At 45.1% G+C, this 14,947-nt stretch carries 12 protein-coding genes, 16 tRNA genes and 1 rRNA gene; 27 read left to right on the top strand and 2 right to left on the bottom strand.

What is annotated here, in order from left to right; all coding sequences use genetic code 11:
- The 22 genes from AC58PV_RS22890 to AC58PV_RS22785 form a co-directional block, all read left to right on the top strand.
- Window positions 1–167 (top strand): 23S ribosomal RNA (locus AC58PV_RS22890); the annotation flags it as partial.
- Between the two features lie 77 nt (window positions 168–244).
- A tRNA-Asn gene (locus AC58PV_RS22885) sits at window positions 245–320 on the top strand.
- A gap of 3 nt (window positions 321–323) precedes the next feature.
- Window positions 324–415, top strand: a tRNA-Ser gene (locus AC58PV_RS22880).
- 15 nt (window positions 416–430) lie between these two features.
- Window positions 431–505 (top strand) — tRNA-Glu (locus AC58PV_RS22875).
- A gap of 14 nt (window positions 506–519) precedes the next feature.
- Window positions 520–592: transfer RNA gene (locus AC58PV_RS22870), tRNA-Val, on the top strand.
- A 56-nt stretch (window positions 593–648) separates the two neighbouring features.
- A tRNA-Met gene (locus AC58PV_RS22865) sits at window positions 649–725 on the top strand.
- A gap of 12 nt (window positions 726–737) precedes the next feature.
- Window positions 738–814, top strand: a tRNA-Asp gene (locus AC58PV_RS22860).
- Window positions 815–834: 20 nt separating this feature from the next.
- Window positions 835–910 (top strand) — tRNA-Phe (locus AC58PV_RS22855).
- 16 nt (window positions 911–926) lie between these two features.
- A tRNA-Thr gene (locus AC58PV_RS22850) sits at window positions 927–1,002 on the top strand.
- Window positions 1,003–1,011: 9 nt separating this feature from the next.
- Window positions 1,012–1,093 (top strand) — tRNA-Tyr (locus AC58PV_RS22845).
- 14 nt (window positions 1,094–1,107) lie between these two features.
- A tRNA-Trp gene (locus AC58PV_RS22840) sits at window positions 1,108–1,181 on the top strand.
- A gap of 24 nt (window positions 1,182–1,205) precedes the next feature.
- Window positions 1,206–1,278 (top strand) — tRNA-His (locus AC58PV_RS22835).
- Between the two features lie 22 nt (window positions 1,279–1,300).
- Window positions 1,301–1,372, top strand: a tRNA-Gln gene (locus AC58PV_RS22830).
- 8 nt (window positions 1,373–1,380) lie between these two features.
- Window positions 1,381–1,455 (top strand) — tRNA-Gly (locus tag AC58PV_RS22825).
- A gap of 10 nt (window positions 1,456–1,465) precedes the next feature.
- Window positions 1,466–1,539, top strand: a tRNA-Cys gene (locus AC58PV_RS22820).
- A gap of 11 nt (window positions 1,540–1,550) precedes the next feature.
- A tRNA-Leu gene (locus AC58PV_RS22815) sits at window positions 1,551–1,639 on the top strand.
- Window positions 1,640–1,657: 18 nt separating this feature from the next.
- A tRNA-Leu gene (locus AC58PV_RS22810) sits at window positions 1,658–1,736 on the top strand.
- A gap of 188 nt (window positions 1,737–1,924) precedes the next feature.
- Complete coding sequence (locus tag AC58PV_RS22805) at window positions 1,925–3,688, top strand: cache domain-containing sensor histidine kinase (protein ID WP_497434763.1); 1,764 nt, start codon at window positions 1,925–1,927, stop codon at window positions 3,686–3,688.
- Window positions 3,681–5,285: a response regulator transcription factor gene (locus AC58PV_RS22800; protein ID WP_497434756.1), complete on the top strand. Its 1,605-nt coding sequence runs from the start codon at window positions 3,681–3,683 to the stop codon at window positions 5,283–5,285. The genes AC58PV_RS22805 and AC58PV_RS22800 overlap by 8 nt, the downstream gene beginning before the upstream one ends.
- Window positions 5,286–5,490: 205 nt before the next feature.
- Window positions 5,491–6,474, top strand: coding sequence for an ABC transporter permease (locus tag AC58PV_RS22795; protein ID WP_497434755.1), 984 nt, complete (start codon window positions 5,491–5,493; stop codon window positions 6,472–6,474).
- 14 nt (window positions 6,475–6,488) lie between these two features.
- Complete coding sequence (locus tag AC58PV_RS22790) at window positions 6,489–7,433, top strand: carbohydrate ABC transporter permease (RefSeq protein ID WP_497434754.1); 945 nt, start codon at window positions 6,489–6,491, stop codon at window positions 7,431–7,433.
- Window positions 7,434–7,509: 76 nt separating this feature from the next.
- Window positions 7,510–9,060 (top strand): ABC transporter substrate-binding protein, encoded by a 1,551-nt coding sequence (locus AC58PV_RS22785; protein ID WP_497434753.1) that lies wholly within the window; start codon window positions 7,510–7,512, stop codon window positions 9,058–9,060.
- Window positions 9,061–9,133: 73 nt separating this feature from the next.
- Here the strand turns inward: AC58PV_RS22785 and AC58PV_RS22780 are convergent, their stop codons facing one another.
- Window positions 9,134–9,244, bottom strand: coding sequence for a sporulation protein YjcZ (locus AC58PV_RS22780; protein ID WP_157276489.1), 111 nt, complete (start codon window positions 9,242–9,244; stop codon window positions 9,134–9,136).
- Window positions 9,245–9,494: 250 nt separating this feature from the next.
- Here AC58PV_RS22780 and AC58PV_RS22775 point away from each other — a divergent pair, with 250 nt between their 5' ends.
- Complete coding sequence (locus tag AC58PV_RS22775) at window positions 9,495–10,205, top strand: class I SAM-dependent methyltransferase (RefSeq protein WP_497434752.1); 711 nt, start codon at window positions 9,495–9,497, stop codon at window positions 10,203–10,205.
- A 77-nt stretch (window positions 10,206–10,282) separates the two neighbouring features.
- On the top strand, window positions 10,283–11,497 hold the full coding sequence (locus tag AC58PV_RS22770) for an ROK family protein (protein WP_497434750.1): 1,215 nt from the start codon (window positions 10,283–10,285) through the stop codon (window positions 11,495–11,497).
- Window positions 11,498–11,503: 6 nt separating this feature from the next.
- Here AC58PV_RS22770 and AC58PV_RS22765 read toward each other — a convergent pair whose 3' ends face one another.
- The gene (locus AC58PV_RS22765) at window positions 11,504–12,328 is read right to left on the bottom strand and encodes an alpha/beta fold hydrolase (protein ID WP_497434749.1); all 825 of its coding nucleotides are present in this window, start codon (window positions 12,326–12,328) and stop codon (window positions 11,504–11,506) included.
- A 181-nt stretch (window positions 12,329–12,509) separates the two neighbouring features.
- Here AC58PV_RS22765 and AC58PV_RS22760 point away from each other — a divergent pair, with 181 nt between their 5' ends.
- The 3 genes from AC58PV_RS22760 to AC58PV_RS22750 all read left to right on the top strand — a co-directional run bounded on the left by AC58PV_RS22760 (window position 12,510) and on the right by AC58PV_RS22750 (window position 14,841).
- Complete coding sequence (locus AC58PV_RS22760) at window positions 12,510–12,893, top strand: hypothetical protein (protein WP_497434748.1); 384 nt, start codon at window positions 12,510–12,512, stop codon at window positions 12,891–12,893.
- A 182-nt stretch (window positions 12,894–13,075) separates the two neighbouring features.
- Entirely contained in the window at window positions 13,076–13,795 is a 720-nt protein-coding gene (locus tag AC58PV_RS22755; protein WP_497434747.1) for a response regulator transcription factor, read from the top strand.
- A complete protein-coding gene (locus AC58PV_RS22750; RefSeq protein WP_497434746.1) occupies window positions 13,792–14,841 on the top strand; it encodes a HAMP domain-containing sensor histidine kinase in 1,050 nt (349 codons plus the stop codon). Before AC58PV_RS22755 ends, AC58PV_RS22750 begins: the two co-directional genes overlap by 4 nt.
- Window positions 14,842–14,947: the final 106 nt, after the last annotated feature.

Genomic DNA, 14,947 nt, shown 5'->3' with positions numbered 1-14,947 from the left:
ATGTACGGAGGGGATAAGCGCTGAAAGCATCTAAGCGCGAAGCCCCCCTCAAGATGAGATTTCCCAGTATGTAAGACCCCTTGTAGACGACGAGGTTGATAGGTTCGAGGTAGAAGTGCGGCAACGTATGCAGCTGACGAATACTAATCGGTCGAGGGCTTAACCAAATTCCTAATGTTCAACTTTACGTAAGTTTCGTATCTAGTTTTCAAGGAATAAAACCTTGAAAGATTCATGTTTCTATTCCCTGATAGCTCAGTTGGTAGAGCACTCGACTGTTAATCGAGTTGTCACAGGTTCGAGTCCTGTTCGGGGAGCCATATGGAGAGGTGTCCGAGCTGGCCGAAGGAGCACGATTGGAAATCGTGTAGGCGTCACAAGCGTCTCGAGGGTTCGAATCCCTCTCTCTCCGCCACAATCTTTCTAGTAAGGCCCGTTGGTCAAGTGGTTAAGACACCTCCCTTTCACGGAGGTAACAGGGGTTCGAGTCCCCTACGGGTCACCATTTTCATATCCCATGGAGGCTTAGCTCAGCTGGGAGAGCATCTGCCTTACAAGCAGAGGGTCGGCGGTTCGATCCCGTCAGCCTCCATCGCTTTTCCTGATCAAGCACTTGATTTAATAGGAAACGTGACTTATACTTAATGACGCGGGGTGGAGCAGCCCGGTAGCTCGTCGGGCTCATAACCCGAAGGCCGCAGGTTCAAATCCTGCCCCCGCAACCAAATAATGAATGTGGAGCTGTGGTGTAGTGGCCTAACATGCCTGCCTGTCACGCAGGAGACCGCGGGTTCGAATCCCGTCAGCTCCGCCATTATCACATTCAGCTAGTAAGGCTTTGTAGCTCAGTCGGTAGAGCAGAGGACTGAAAATCCTCGTGTCGGCGGTTCGATTCCGTCCAAAGCCACCATTTATTAACTTAATAAGCCGTTGTAGCTCAACTGGTAGAGCAACTGACTTGTAATCAGTAGGTTGGGGGTTCAAGTCCTCTCGACGGCACCATTGCTTTGTGGAGGCTTAGTGAAGTGGCTAAACACGGCAGACTGTAAATCTGCTCTCTTCGAGTTCGGTGGTTCGAATCCATCAGCCTCCATTTCCTTTTTTTGTAGGGGCATAGTTTAAGGGTAGAACAAAGGTCTCCAAAACCTTTGGTGTGGGTTCAATTCCTGCTGCCCCTGCCAAAATGCATCAAACTTAATATTGTGGCGGTCGTGGCGAAGGGGTTAACGCACCGGTTTGTGGATCCGGCATTCGCGGGTTCAAGTCCCGTCGTCCGCCCATTATTACCAAAGCAACATAATGGGGATTAGCCAAGCGGTAAGGCAACGGACTTTGACTCCGTCATGCCAAGGTTCAAATCCTTGATCCCCAGTTTTATATGCGGAAGTGGCTCAGCGGTAGAGCATCGCCTTGCCAAGGCGAGGGTCGCGGGTTCGATCCCCGTCTTCCGCTCCATTATTACTAAGGCGCCATAGCCAAGTGGTAAGGCAGAGCTCTGCAAAAGCTTTACCCCCAGTTCGAATCTGGGTGGCGCCTCCACAAATTTATTAGCCGGAGTGGCGGAATCGGCAGACGCACAGGACTTAAAATCCTGCGGTAGGTGACTACCGTACCAGTTCAAGTCTGGTCTTCGGCACCATTGTTTTACAAAGTTTATGCCGGCATGGCGGAATGGCAGACGCGCTCGACTCAAAATCGAGTCCGAAAGGGTGGAGGTTCGAGTCCTCTTGCCGGTATAAGGAATAAGAAAGCCTATGAAATCTTATGATTTCATAGGCTTTTTTTCTATTCATAACCCCACGTACACATGGTATTTAAAATGCTATGTATATGTCTTTTACAGATAGTACAATAGAAAGGAAATGCTTACAATGGAAGTTCATTCCCAAATACAACATATAAGGCGGGGGACCTTTTGAATATTGTGAATTCGGTAAGGTTTAAGATTTTTATTGGGTTTGCGCTGGTGGTAGCGCCCCTGGTCCTGTTTCTTATATTTAATAATGTGTACTCTATGAATGTGGTGCGGGATCAAATTTCTCACAACTACAATAAGCTCCTGCAACAGTACGTGGAGGATACAGATAATACACTGAAAGAATTCGATAATTATTTATTTCATCTATACAGTGATCCGGATGTAATCAATATGAATTTATATCCATTGGAATCGGATGATTATGTGCTAGCGAAGCAGCGCTTGTTTAATAAGTTAACCCGGCAACTGGATATATACAGTTTGATCAATACGTTTTTCATATTTTCGAATACGACGGGGGATCTTCTTGTATCTACAAGGGAAAATACGTATTACTATGATCGTGTTCAGACGGTGAAGCAATTCATCATGGACAATTCGAAGAGTCGTCCGAATGACAGTTCCAATGGCAACTGGCTTATTATGAAGGCAGCGAATGGCGATCACTATTTGATGAAAATAAACAAGGATTTGGGCGCAGGACTATCAGGCGGTATTCTCATTAAAATGAGCAGCATGGTCGAACCTCTCAGTAAGTGGGACACAGGAGAAGGTGGTGGCACTATTGTGGTATCACCAGAAGGAACGACGTTAACAAGCTCCTATTTCCCATTACAAAGATATAAGAATTTTAGTGATCAAATTGCTCCGAAGACTTCAGGCTTTCAGATTGTTAAAGATAGTGAGCTTGATCAGCAGTTTTTGATTGTGAGGGAAGCGTCTTCACATGCAGATTTGGAATTTGAACTAATTATAGCCGAGAAGAATATGTTGCAAAATTTACCTTATTTGCAGCTTTTAATTTACTTTTTGCCATTAGGCGGAGCGTTTGTACTTGGCGTGTATTTGTTATATGTGCAACGCATCTTATTCAAGCCATTAATGCAATTAATTCGTGGTATGAGGAAGCTTGCCCAAGGGGAATTATCAATTAGGTTGAATGAAGGCAGTTCGACGGAATTTGCTTTTCTGATCACTACGTTTAACAACATGGTGGATCAGATTGAGAATCTGAAGATTTCAGTTTATGAGGAGAAAATCCGCGTTCAGCAGGCGGAATTTAAGCACTTGCAGGTGCAGATTAATCCTCACTTCTATATGAACAGTTTAAATATTATTTATAACCTCGCGGCGTTAAAAGATACGAAATCCGTACAGAAGATGTCTCTGCATCTGGCCGATTATTTCCGTTTTATTATGCGTACGAATCGGACAACAATGACACTGAAGGATGAGATCGATCATATTCGCAATTATTTGGAGATTCAAGTCATGCGATATCCCGATCATTTGACTTTCGATATCCAGTTACCAGAGAGATACAGTCAGTTTGCCATTCCACCGCTCATTGTACAGCCATTTGTAGAGAATGCGGTCATTCATGGGTTCACGAAACAATACGGGACGTATGTTATTCAAGTAAAAGCAGAGCCAGATCCAGAAGAGCCTGAGGAGTTCTTCCTACTATCGATTAATGATAACGGCGATGGGTTTCAACCGGAAATGCTGCAACAACTAAATTCTGCTCAGTATTTGAATCAGTCTGGAGATGAGCACCTTGGGATATGGAATGTACGTCATCGGTTGCAAATGAACTATGGAAATAGAGTTGAGCTGCAATTCATGAATAAGCCGGAGAGAGGGGCCATAGTTCAAATTAGGCTGCCGCTTCACACCTCCATTGTGGAAGGGACGGAGAAGGATGTTTAATCTATTAGTTGTGGATGACGAGAAGATCGCGGTAAAAGGAATTACAGTGGGGATCGATTGGGAACCGTTTCCGATTGGTCAAATTTTTGAAGCGCTGGATGTGAATGAAGCGAAGCAGGTGCTTTCTCAGAATCGAATCGACATTATGATTTCGGATATCGAAATGCCTGGTAGCAACGGCTTGCAACTACAGGAGTGGGTGCGTACGCATTCGCCGCAAACGGAGACGATATTCTTAACGGGTCATGCGAATTTTGAATATGCGCAGCAAGCTGTTCGTTTAGGGAGCTTTGATTACGTTTTAAAGCCAGTAGATCATGATCGACTACAAGATATAGTAAAGCTAGCTATTGAGAAGATTAAAGAAGATCAGGAGCAGTCTGATTTTCATGAAACGTATAAGACGTATTATAGTCACTGGGTCAATGAGCTGCCGTCGTTGGTAGAGAAATTTTGGCAGGAGTTGTTAAGTGAGAAGATACCTGCGAATGAGGAGCGATTAACTCGCAATTTCCAAATGTATGAGATTCCACTGGATATGACAAGCAGGATCCTGCCCATCTTGATAAGTGTGGAGCACTGGAAGGAAGAGCTGAATGCAAGAGATGAGGAGATTATGGAGTACGCCATCCGGAAGGCTGCTGCTGAAATCATTGTTGTGGAGCAGGCGGGCTGCGTCATTCAAGAGAATGGTTCATCTGTAGTCCTCCTCTATGTAGCTGAAGGGAGCGAGCTTTCTCTACTTGATATCAAAGCGAAGTGCGAAGCTTATATTAGTGCATGCCATCGTTATTTCCAATGTAGCTTGTCCTGCTATGTCGGCGAGGAAACACCCTTGCTTAAGCTAACGGCGAAAGTGGCAGATCTATTCCAGAATGAGCGGAACAATGTGACGAGGAGCAACTGTGTACTCTTCCACAATGAAACGGAGCAACCGCTGCTGAATAAGCCGCAGGCGCCAACTTTTTCCGATTGGATTGTGTTATTGGAGTCTGGTAAGAAGGCAGAGCTGGTCGCTCGGATTCAGGAAAATATTGATCGTCTGCAGAAGACGGATGATGTGGGCTCTGAAACGGTGGAAGCATTCTACTACGGACTGTTGCATGTGGTATATCATGTTTTGCACAAAAAAGGATTAGCTGTGCGTGATATGCTTCCTCGCCAAGAGTTGCAGGACTATAACAGCGCGACGCGTTCTTTAAATCAACTGAGGAACTGGGCAGTTCGCATGGCTACTGTAAGCTGTGACTATATGAATAGCCATCTGAAAGGCGTCTCAGCGGTTACTGCGAAGGTATGCCAATACATTGACGAACATATGGAGGAAGAACTTAGCAGAGAAGAATTGGCGGCTTCTGTGTATCTCAATCCGGCTTATTTATCACGTCTATTTAAGAAAGAAACGGGGCTTTCTATCTCGGAGTACAGTCTGAAGGTTCGGATGGAGAAAGCGATGAAGCTCCTTGCGGAAACTAACGATAAGATTAGCTATGTAGCGGAGCAAACGGGGTATTCCCATTTTTCCTTCTTCGCGAAAATGTTTAAGAAGTATTCCGGACTTTCCCCGCAGGAATATCGTAAGAACTTTCAGGGTTGAGACGAATTGAAATGATACAAAAAGCTGTCCAGAAATGGATAGCTTTTTGTGCTTTCTAGGGCTAGCAACTCAAGGTGGAGACGAATGTCACAGAAGTGCTTATTCGGTCACTACGCAGATAGAGAATTATTTCCAAACAATTTAGAATGAACGTATAAGAGAGAGGAAGCAAGCGGGTTGAATGGAAAGGGGAGCACAATAAAAGATGAATGATACGCCAAATACGGCAGCGCAGGCAGCCCCTATACGTACTACGAAACGAACCAGGGTTCAATCAAACTTTCTATGGACGGTTCGCAAGTACTGGATCTTCTATGTGATGATGGCACCAGCAGCATTGCTGCTTATCATTAACAACTACATCCCAATGGCAGGCGTTCTGATTGCTTTTAAAAATGTGAATTACACAAAAGGGATTCTAGGAAGTCCATGGGTGGGCTTCGATAATTTCAAGTATTTGTTCTCTAGTGAGGTTGCCTGGGTCATTACTCGAAATACGATCTCGTACAATCTGGTTTTTATCGTACTGAATTTGGTAATTGCGGTTGCTATGGCTATTATGTTTAATGAGATGCGGAGTAAATTTCTAGCTAAGTTTCATCAAAGCACGATGTTCCTGCCATTCTTTCTCTCCATGGTGTGTGTAGCCTATCTAGTATACGCTTTCTTGGGGGCTGAGCATGGTTTCGTAAATACCGTACTCCTGCCTAAATTGGGCATAGAGCCGATTGACTGGTATACAGAGCCAAAATATTGGACGGTTATTCTACCGATTGTGAACACATGGAAAAACCTTGGTTACTATACGGTCATCTATATGGCTGCGATTATTGGGATTGATCATGAGTATTATGAAGCGGCTTTAATCGATGGAGCGAACAAATGGCAGCAAGTTAAACGCATCACGATTCCACTGATCATGCCGGTGATGATTACAATGACATTGCTTCAAGTAGGTAGAATTTTCTATGCGGACTTCGGACTATTCTTCCAAGTAACCAAGAATGCAGGGGCGTTATTCCCCACCACACAAGTTATTGATACGTATGTGTATCAAACGTTCCTAACGATGGGAGATATCGGAATGTCATCAGCAGCAGGCTTGTACCAAGCCGTCGTGGGCTTCCTACTGGTTCTAGTTACGAACTTATTTGTAAGAAAAGTAAGCAAAGAGAATGCACTATTTTAGAAGGAGTGGCTGTCATGAGTGAAGCAATTGCCGTTCGTAAACAACGGATAGCCAAGAATCGGGGACCCAATGATTTAACGCCCACAGCGAATTTGTTGGTTAACGTGTTCTTCTGGATATATACAGCAGCTTGTATCATGCCGTTGGTTTTGGTTATTATCGTATCCTTTTCAGATGAAAAGGGAGTTCTCATCCACGGATACAATTTCATACCGGAAGCTTGGAGTTTGGAAGCGTATAAGTTCATGTTCAAGGACTGGCATCAAATCCTCCGCTCCTTTGGAATCTCAGTTTTCCTAGCAACCGTAGGAACAGCGATTAGTTTGGTGATGATGTCACTTTATGCGTATCCCATCTCGCGAAGTGATTTTCCACATAAAAGTTTCTTCTCTTTCTTCATGTTTTTCACAATGTTGTTCAATGGTGGGCTTGTTCCATGGTATCTTGTCTATACCCAGATGCTGGATTTGAAAAACACGATCGCAGCACTTATGCTGCCCTTGTTAGTCTCGGCTTTCTTCGTCTTGTTGCTTCGGACATTCTTCGCGAATTCGATTCCGATGCCGTTGATCGAAGCAGCGAAGATAGATGGAGCCGGTGAGGTTCGTATTTTCAGCCAAATCATTATTCCACTCTCTTTACCCGTACTCGCTTCTGTTGGTTTGTTTCAGGTGCTGAATTATTGGAACGACTGGTTTCTCAGCTTGGTTTTCATCTCAGGAAGCAAGAACATCAATCTACAGTTCATGATGTACAAAACGATGCTAGATATTCAGTTCCTGACATCGAACGTACAGGCAAGTCAAGGTCTATCGCAAGCAGGAGGCATGCTGCAACTACCAACGGAAACCGTCCGCATGGCAATGGCTGTACTCGGGATAGGGCCGATCGTGTTCGCATATCCATTCTTCCAGAAGTATTTTAAGAAAGGCTTGACGGTTGGCGCGATTAAAGGTTAGTGAAACATGGCTTGTACCAGTGTAGGCTGGTTTAGCATATAGGAATAATTGAGAAAAAAAGGGAGGCAATCCATTTATGAAAGCTTTGAAAAAAAGCACGCTTGCACTTCTTACCCTAACATTTACGGCATCACTCACCTTGGCAGGCTGCTCAAAGAGCACACCAGAACCGGCAGCAAGTGCAACACCAGCACCAGCAACAAGTACAGCGCCTGCTGCGACGAAAGCAGCTACAACGGATCTGAAGCCTTATGAAGTGAAGCTCGTCTACCCCGGTACGCCACAACCAGATCAAGCCAAAGTAGAAGATGCGATGAACAAAGTTTTGAAAGAAAAAATCAATGCAACAATCAAATTAATGCCAATCGACTGGGGGCAGTGGGATAATAAAACGAACTTAATGATCGCTTCCCGTGAAGAGTTCGATATCCTTTTTACCGCACAATGGAATGGTCACGCTGTCAATGTGGGGAAAGGCGCTTTGATGCCGCTGAATGATTTGATCGGGCAGTATGGAAAGGGTATTACGGATTCCTTGGATCCAGCGTTCTTGCAAGGTGCCAAAATCAACGGCAAGAACTACGGTGTGCCAACGAATAAAGAACTTGCAGCTTCCGGTGGGGTTGTGTATCGCGCAGATATCGCCAAAGAGTTAGGCATTGATATGACAGCCGTGAAGTCGATGCCAGACTTGGCTAATGTTCTGAAAACAGTCAAAGAGAAGAAGCCAGAAATGACAGCTTTCTTCCTTCGCGACGGGGATAACCTGAATGCGCACTATTTGGCACAGTATGACTACCTGGGCGACAGCACAATTCCAGGCGTGATTATGAAAGATGGCACGGACACGAAAGTGATTCCGAAATGGGATCAACCGCGTTATAAAGAAATTTTGAAATTAACACGTGATTTTATGCAAAAAGGGTATGTCAATAAAGATGCGGCTACGACGCAATTATCTGGTCAAGATGCTTTGAAATCCGGTAATGTATTCATGATTACATCTTCGTTGAAACCAGGTAAAGACAGTGAATTAGCAAATGCCACTAACTTGGTAGGTAAGCTTGGACAAATCGAGCTGACACCACGTACCATTTCTACTGGCGACACAGCGGGTTCCATGTTGGGTATCTCCGTAACTTCCAAGGATCCAGCTCGTACGATGATGGTGATTAACCTCTTGCACACGGATAAACAATTGAACAATTTGATCAACTTCGGTATCGAAGGCACACACTACACGAAAGTGTCCGACAACATTATTAAAGCAACCGATGCAGGCAAAAATTATGCCCCAGGTGCTGCTTGGCAGTTCGGTAACCAATTCTTGAACTACTTGTACGATAATGAAGATCCGCAGAAATGGGATAAATTCAAAGAGTTCAATAAGTCGGGCAAAAAATCGCCAGGTTTAGGCTTTACATTCGACTCCGAGCCTGTAAAAACACAAGTGGCTGCAGCCGTTAACGTAGGAAAAGAATTCGATGCAGCGATGGATACAGGTTCTGTGGATATGGATGCTTCCTTGCCGAAATATCAAGATAAAATGAAAGCAGCAGGCATTGATAAAATCATTGCTGAAAAGCAAAAGCAATTGGATGCTTTCTTAGCAGCTTCGAAGAAATAAGTGGATGTATGGATAAGGAGCCAAGCTCAGTGAGCTTTGGCTCCTTATTTTCGTTCTTATCATGTATGACTAATTACCATACAAAAGTCATTGTTACGATAACAAGCAAAACGAACAGAACAAGAACAACCGCAGCGGACGACGTACCACCATAACCTGCACCAGTACCTACAGCAACACCCATTTATGTCACCTCCCATCTCTAGGAATGCTCTTCCGCAGAAGCGAATGAGAGACAATACTATCCTATGGAGGGATGTCACGATTTGATTGGGTGTTTCGCCCAAATCTAGAGAGGAAATCACGATTATTGGGCAGGAGCCTGTTTTTGGGAAAAGATGGCGAGAAGCTGAACAAGTGGCAGTAGCCTCCCATATGGTAGAAAAAGAACGTAATGCCATTGCGGAGGTGTAAGGGCTATCGATTACTTAGATATGTTAGCGAAGCTCGGGATAGGTAACGCACATCCCGGGGGATTTGGAGAGACGATCGAGCAATTGAAGAAATACCCGATTGAGAAGGGGAAAAAGGTGCTGGAAGTAGGCTGCGGAACAGGTCGAACGGCCTGCTATTTGGCAGAACAGGGCTGTGATGTTACAGCTATCGATATACGTCCAGAGATGATCAATAAAGCTAAGATTCGAGCGGAGAAACAAGGAACCCAGGTAAACTTCCTGATTGGGGATGTCTGTCAGCTGCCATTCGAGGCGAATTCATTCGATGTGGTGATGGTGGAATCGGTCACGAACTTCGCAGATGCTCAGAAAGCAGTGTCGGAGTACTACCGGGTATTAAAACCAGAAGGAAAGCTCTATGACCGTGAAGTGATTAAAGTTAAAGATATGACAGCAGGCATTCATAGGGCGCTATGCAGCTTCTATGGCGTAAGTAAGATCTACAAGCTGGAAGAATGGCAAGAACTGCTGGAGAGCAATAATTTCGCTGCCGTCACTTCAACAGGCATTCATCCTTTCCCATTGACGATGTTCGAAGATCAGGTTCAGCATCCTGATCCTGTTCATTTATCTGATCGGCAATCCTTCATGGATCCTCGTATATGGCAGATTACGGCTCGGTATGATGAGCTTGTAAGCAAGTATCATCCGTATATGGGGTACACGTTAATGATTGGCTCTAAGGAGTAAGGACACACTAAGAAGCAGGATAATGAATCCTTCATGGCGAAGCATATGAGAAAGATTATCATTGGGGGCTGCTTCTTTTGAATGTAGACGTTATTACAGAGCGAATTTCGAACCGTAAAGCTAAGGAAGTTTACGAGCTGATTACGCGTCAAACGACGGTATCGAAAATAGATTTATTAGACCAAAGCGGTATGACGGTCTCGACGTTAACGCGACTTCTTGAAGAGTTAACGAGTCAGGGCCTGATATTGGAATCTGGCTTTGGTGCATCTACGGGCGGGCGTAGGCCGATTTTATATGAGAAGAATCCGGCCTATGCTTATATATTTGGTTTGGAAATTTCGCGAACACTGTCTAAGCTGGTACTTGTAGATCTTGGGATGAACAAGCTGGCAACGAAAAGCTGGGCGATGACCGAAGTGATGACGCCAGAGATACTGCTGCCCCTTATTGCGAAGGAAGCACAGCACATGTTAGATAACCACGGGATTGCAACTTCACAGGTATTGGGTATTGGGATTGGTGCAGTGGGACCGGTAGACCGATTATCGGGGGTTATTCTGGAGCCCGCCTATTTCCAAGCGAGTGGCTGGAGACATGTGGACATCTGCAGGTGGTTAACGGAAGCGTTGCAAGTCCCTGCACTGCTGGACAACGGCGCGAACACAGCGATTCTCGCAGAATCTTGGTATCAACGGACACAGAGCTTTAAGCATCTTCTCTATATTCATGCTGGCGTAGGCTTACGTTCTTCCATGGTGTCTGAAGGCAAGGTCATCTATGGGGCGGTCGATATGGAAGGCTCAGTGGGGCAAATGATTATTCAAACGGATGGTGTCGCCCATCGTAACCAATCTGGTAATTATGGGGCATTGGAATCGTATGCTTCCCTGTATGCGATAGAGAGAGCTGCGAAGTCGGCCTTGAAGCAAGGGAGAACTAGCGTGTTAGTACATATGATGGAGGATCCCGAGCAAATTACTTATATGCATGTCATGGAAGCGCTCAAACAAAACGATCCCCTAGCTGTGGAGATCGTTACTGAGGCAGCGACTTATTTCGGAATCGGATTGGCGAATTTGTTAAATATTTTGCACCCAGAGAAAGTCATCATCGGGGGACCTTTGATTACAGGCGGGGATTTGTTCTTCCAGACAGCAACGCAGGTTGCGATTCGAAAAACATATTATTACCCCGCCTATCAGGTTGTTTTCAGCAAAGGTCAGCTTGGTGACGAAGCCCTTGCAATTGGTGCTGCGGTGATGATCATGAATCAATTGGTCAAAGCTTAGCCTTCATCAGGAAGGTGAGTGGTAGTCCATTGATTTAAGCGAAACTTCCTTCAGGAAAGCAAGAACTAGTTCATTGAAAGACTCTGGTTTCTCCATGGGTGTTAAGTGAGAAGCAGAAGGAATGACATGGAACTGAGCGCCAGGAATATGATCAGCCATTGACTTCATCACATCCGGTGGCGCGATTGCATCCTGTTCGCCGGCAATGACAAGGGTTGGCACAGAAATGGTAGGCAGGAGATCCGCTGAATTGTCCCGGAAGGCCATCGCAATGCTGGCGTGGACAAGACCTTCAGGCGGCATGCTGTCCATGATCATTTTGAGGTTATCAATAAGCTGCGGCTGCTCTTGAAATGTGGCTGTTGTTACAAGCTTAGGCATCATGGCATCTCGAGCCGCCGCGGCTCCCTTATCATAGAGAGAGACAGCCATGTTCATGCGATTCTTCCGCCCTTCTTGGCCATCTGGCTCGGGGCGTGTATTTGCAAGAATCAACGCAGAGAAGCGTTCAGGCGCTAGACGCATTAAAGCCAAAGCGACATAGCCACCCATGGAGAAGCCTCCGAGGGTGGCTTTTTCTATACGTAATTCATCCATAAGAGAGATAATATCTTGCGCGTACTGTGTGAGAGACATCGGCGTAACGGGCACGTCGGACTGACCCATGCCACGGAAATCTGGCGTAAGTACGCGGTATTGTGCTGACAAAGTTTCCATTTGTGAATGCCACATCCGGTGATCCAAAGGAAAGCCGTGAAGGAGAATAACAGGTGCTCCTTGACCTTGATCTTGAACGAATAATTCGGTACCATTTACGTGTTTTTTCTTCATTTTTCACCCTCCAAGGACATTATTTTAAAAAAAATAGCGAAAAAGTTATGTCTTCATACTTTCATTATGGTTAACTCATACTTACTTAACATTTCATTGCTATTCTCTGATTATACCTTTAGTACTTCACCAAGAACAGGCAAAATGAAACATTCATATTTACGAAATGGGGTTTATTGAAATGACTAAAAAACCATGGTCCACACAAGAACTGGACAAACTAATGCGCCTGTCCTCGGAGTGTCCGCCAGTTGTGATTGCTAAAGAGCTATCGCGTCCTGTTACATCTGTTCGTAAAAAAATGCGTGAAATGGGCGTCAGCTATGTATCGGGGGAGCAGTGGAAAAAAAGTCAGATTCAGTACCTTATCTCGGATGAAGGCACTTCCTACAAAAACAAACATAAGTTAACGCAAGAATCGAATGAAGATCAATTTGAATCACCTGTTCTAGATGAGTTCTGGACTACCCTTGTGAAAATGGCTCGTGTAGCTAAAAAGAGGGGGAAACGGGTTGATGTCCTTTCGTTTATCGATACATACCGCAAGATTCGGATTGGCGGCTAAATTCAAATATACAAGCTAATAAAGGTGAAATCCGTTGTGACGTGATTTGACCTTTTTCTTTTGCTTGAAAGGCATGATGTTCAACCTATTTGTAAGATATCTGTAAGCTTTGAGCTCCCCCATATAAGGTATACTTAAAAAGCAGTAAAGTTCGACATTCGTCGTTAGGGGAGATCAGAAGGATGAATTCACTCATTCTCGTTGTTGATGATGAGACTAATATAACCGATGTATGTTCCGTTTATTTGAAGCGGGAAGGCTATCAAGTAGTGACAGCCGAAGGCGGGGATGAGGCTCTTCGATTATGGAGGCAACATAATCCGGAGTTAATCGTGCTTGATCTCATGATGCCTGGCACGACGGGTTGGCAAGTATGCGAAGAAATTCGCAACGAGCAGGACGTACCCATTATTATGCTTACGGCGAGAGGGGACGAGATGGATCGCTTGATGGGGTTAACTATGGGAGCAGATGATTACATGACGAAACCCTTTTCACCTCGTGAGTTAGTGCTGCGCGTGAAGGCGATCTTACGCAGGCAACAACGCAATCAGGTCGTGCTCGAAGAGACGTCAGAAGTGACACCTTCGCATATTATGAGATTTCCAGGGCTGGAGCTCAATGTGCTTCACCGCAGTGTGCGGGTAAATAAGAAGGAAATTGAATTGACCGTGAAAGAGTTTGAGTTGCTGCATTTATTTGTCAGGCATCCAGAGCAAGTCTTTTCGCGAAATCAACTCCTTAATAAAGTGTGGGATGTTGATTATTATGGCGACACTACAACAGTCACCGTTCACATCCGCAGATTAAGGGAGAAAATAGAAGCGAACCCGTCTCAACCACGATTTATAAAGACCGTATGGGGAATCGGCTATAAATTTGAGGGTAGGGAGCCATCATGAAGCTTCGGTTATACCTGCTTATCGCAAGCGGCGTAAGCACAGGAATGATCCTGTTAAGCTTGTTTATATGTTATAGATACATGCTGTTGAATTGGAAAGATGTTGTGCTGTTATCAACCGTAACGGTGGGGGCGGCTGGCATCTCCATGCTCATTCATTTTGTCATGACCAGACCATTGGAAAAGGCGATTAGAGCTATTACACAGGAAACAACGCATATTGCGGAGGGGGATTTCCATGGTAAGGTACCTCTTATTGGTCCCTTAGAATACCAGCGGCTAGCGGCGCAATTCAATCAGATGACGGCGAAATTAAATGAAAGTTTTGGGAAAATTCGATCTGCAGAAGCCTCACGCAAAGAGCTTGTAGCCCATGTATCACACGATCTGCGAACCCCGATGGCGTCTATTCAAGCCTTTGTTGAAGCCTTGCAAGATGAAGTGATTGCAGATAAGCCGACTTTCGAGCGGTATTTGCAAACGATTCGGCTGGAGACGGGAAGACTGGATGCGTTAATTCAAGAGCTGTTTAAGCTGTCACAGCTAGATGCTGGTGGCACGGAATTCACTCCTGAACTCTACCATATGGATCATTTCCTCGTGGATGGACTGCAAAGCTTGGCTTTTCAGCTAGAAGAAAAAGAATTGCAGGTTGACGTCGACTTGCCCGAGCGATTGCCGCCCATTGCCATCATGCCACAGGAAATGAAGCGAGTGCTTGCTAATATTATGGGTAACGCGATTCGGCATTCACCTGTTGGCGGAACGATAGATATACGAGCTGAACAACTAACAGCGCAGTTCGTGAAGCTGTCTATTACAGATCAAGGACCTGGTATAAAGGAAGAAGATAAGGAGCGAATCTTCGATCGGTTCTACCGCGCTGATCCATCAAGAACAAGATCAAGCGGAGGAGCTGGACTCGGTTTGGCCATTGCGAAATCGATTGTCGAGTTGCATGGCGGCACAATCGGCGTGGAGAGAGAGAAAGCGAGAGGGGAGAGCGGGAGTCAATTCTGGTTTACGCTGCCGATTCATCAAGCATAGTGTTCGGTTCGAAGAAGTCTGGCATGTAATAAGATGCTAGGCTTCTTTTTTGTTATCTTTCTGTAAGTGATTTGTAAGGATATCGTTAGGGCTTGGTAAGCATGGC

Source organism: Paenibacillus sp. J22FR83 (assembly GCF_059691955.1).
Note: the sequence above shows the minus strand (reverse complement) of the source record. Positions and strands in the feature narration are given on the sequence as shown.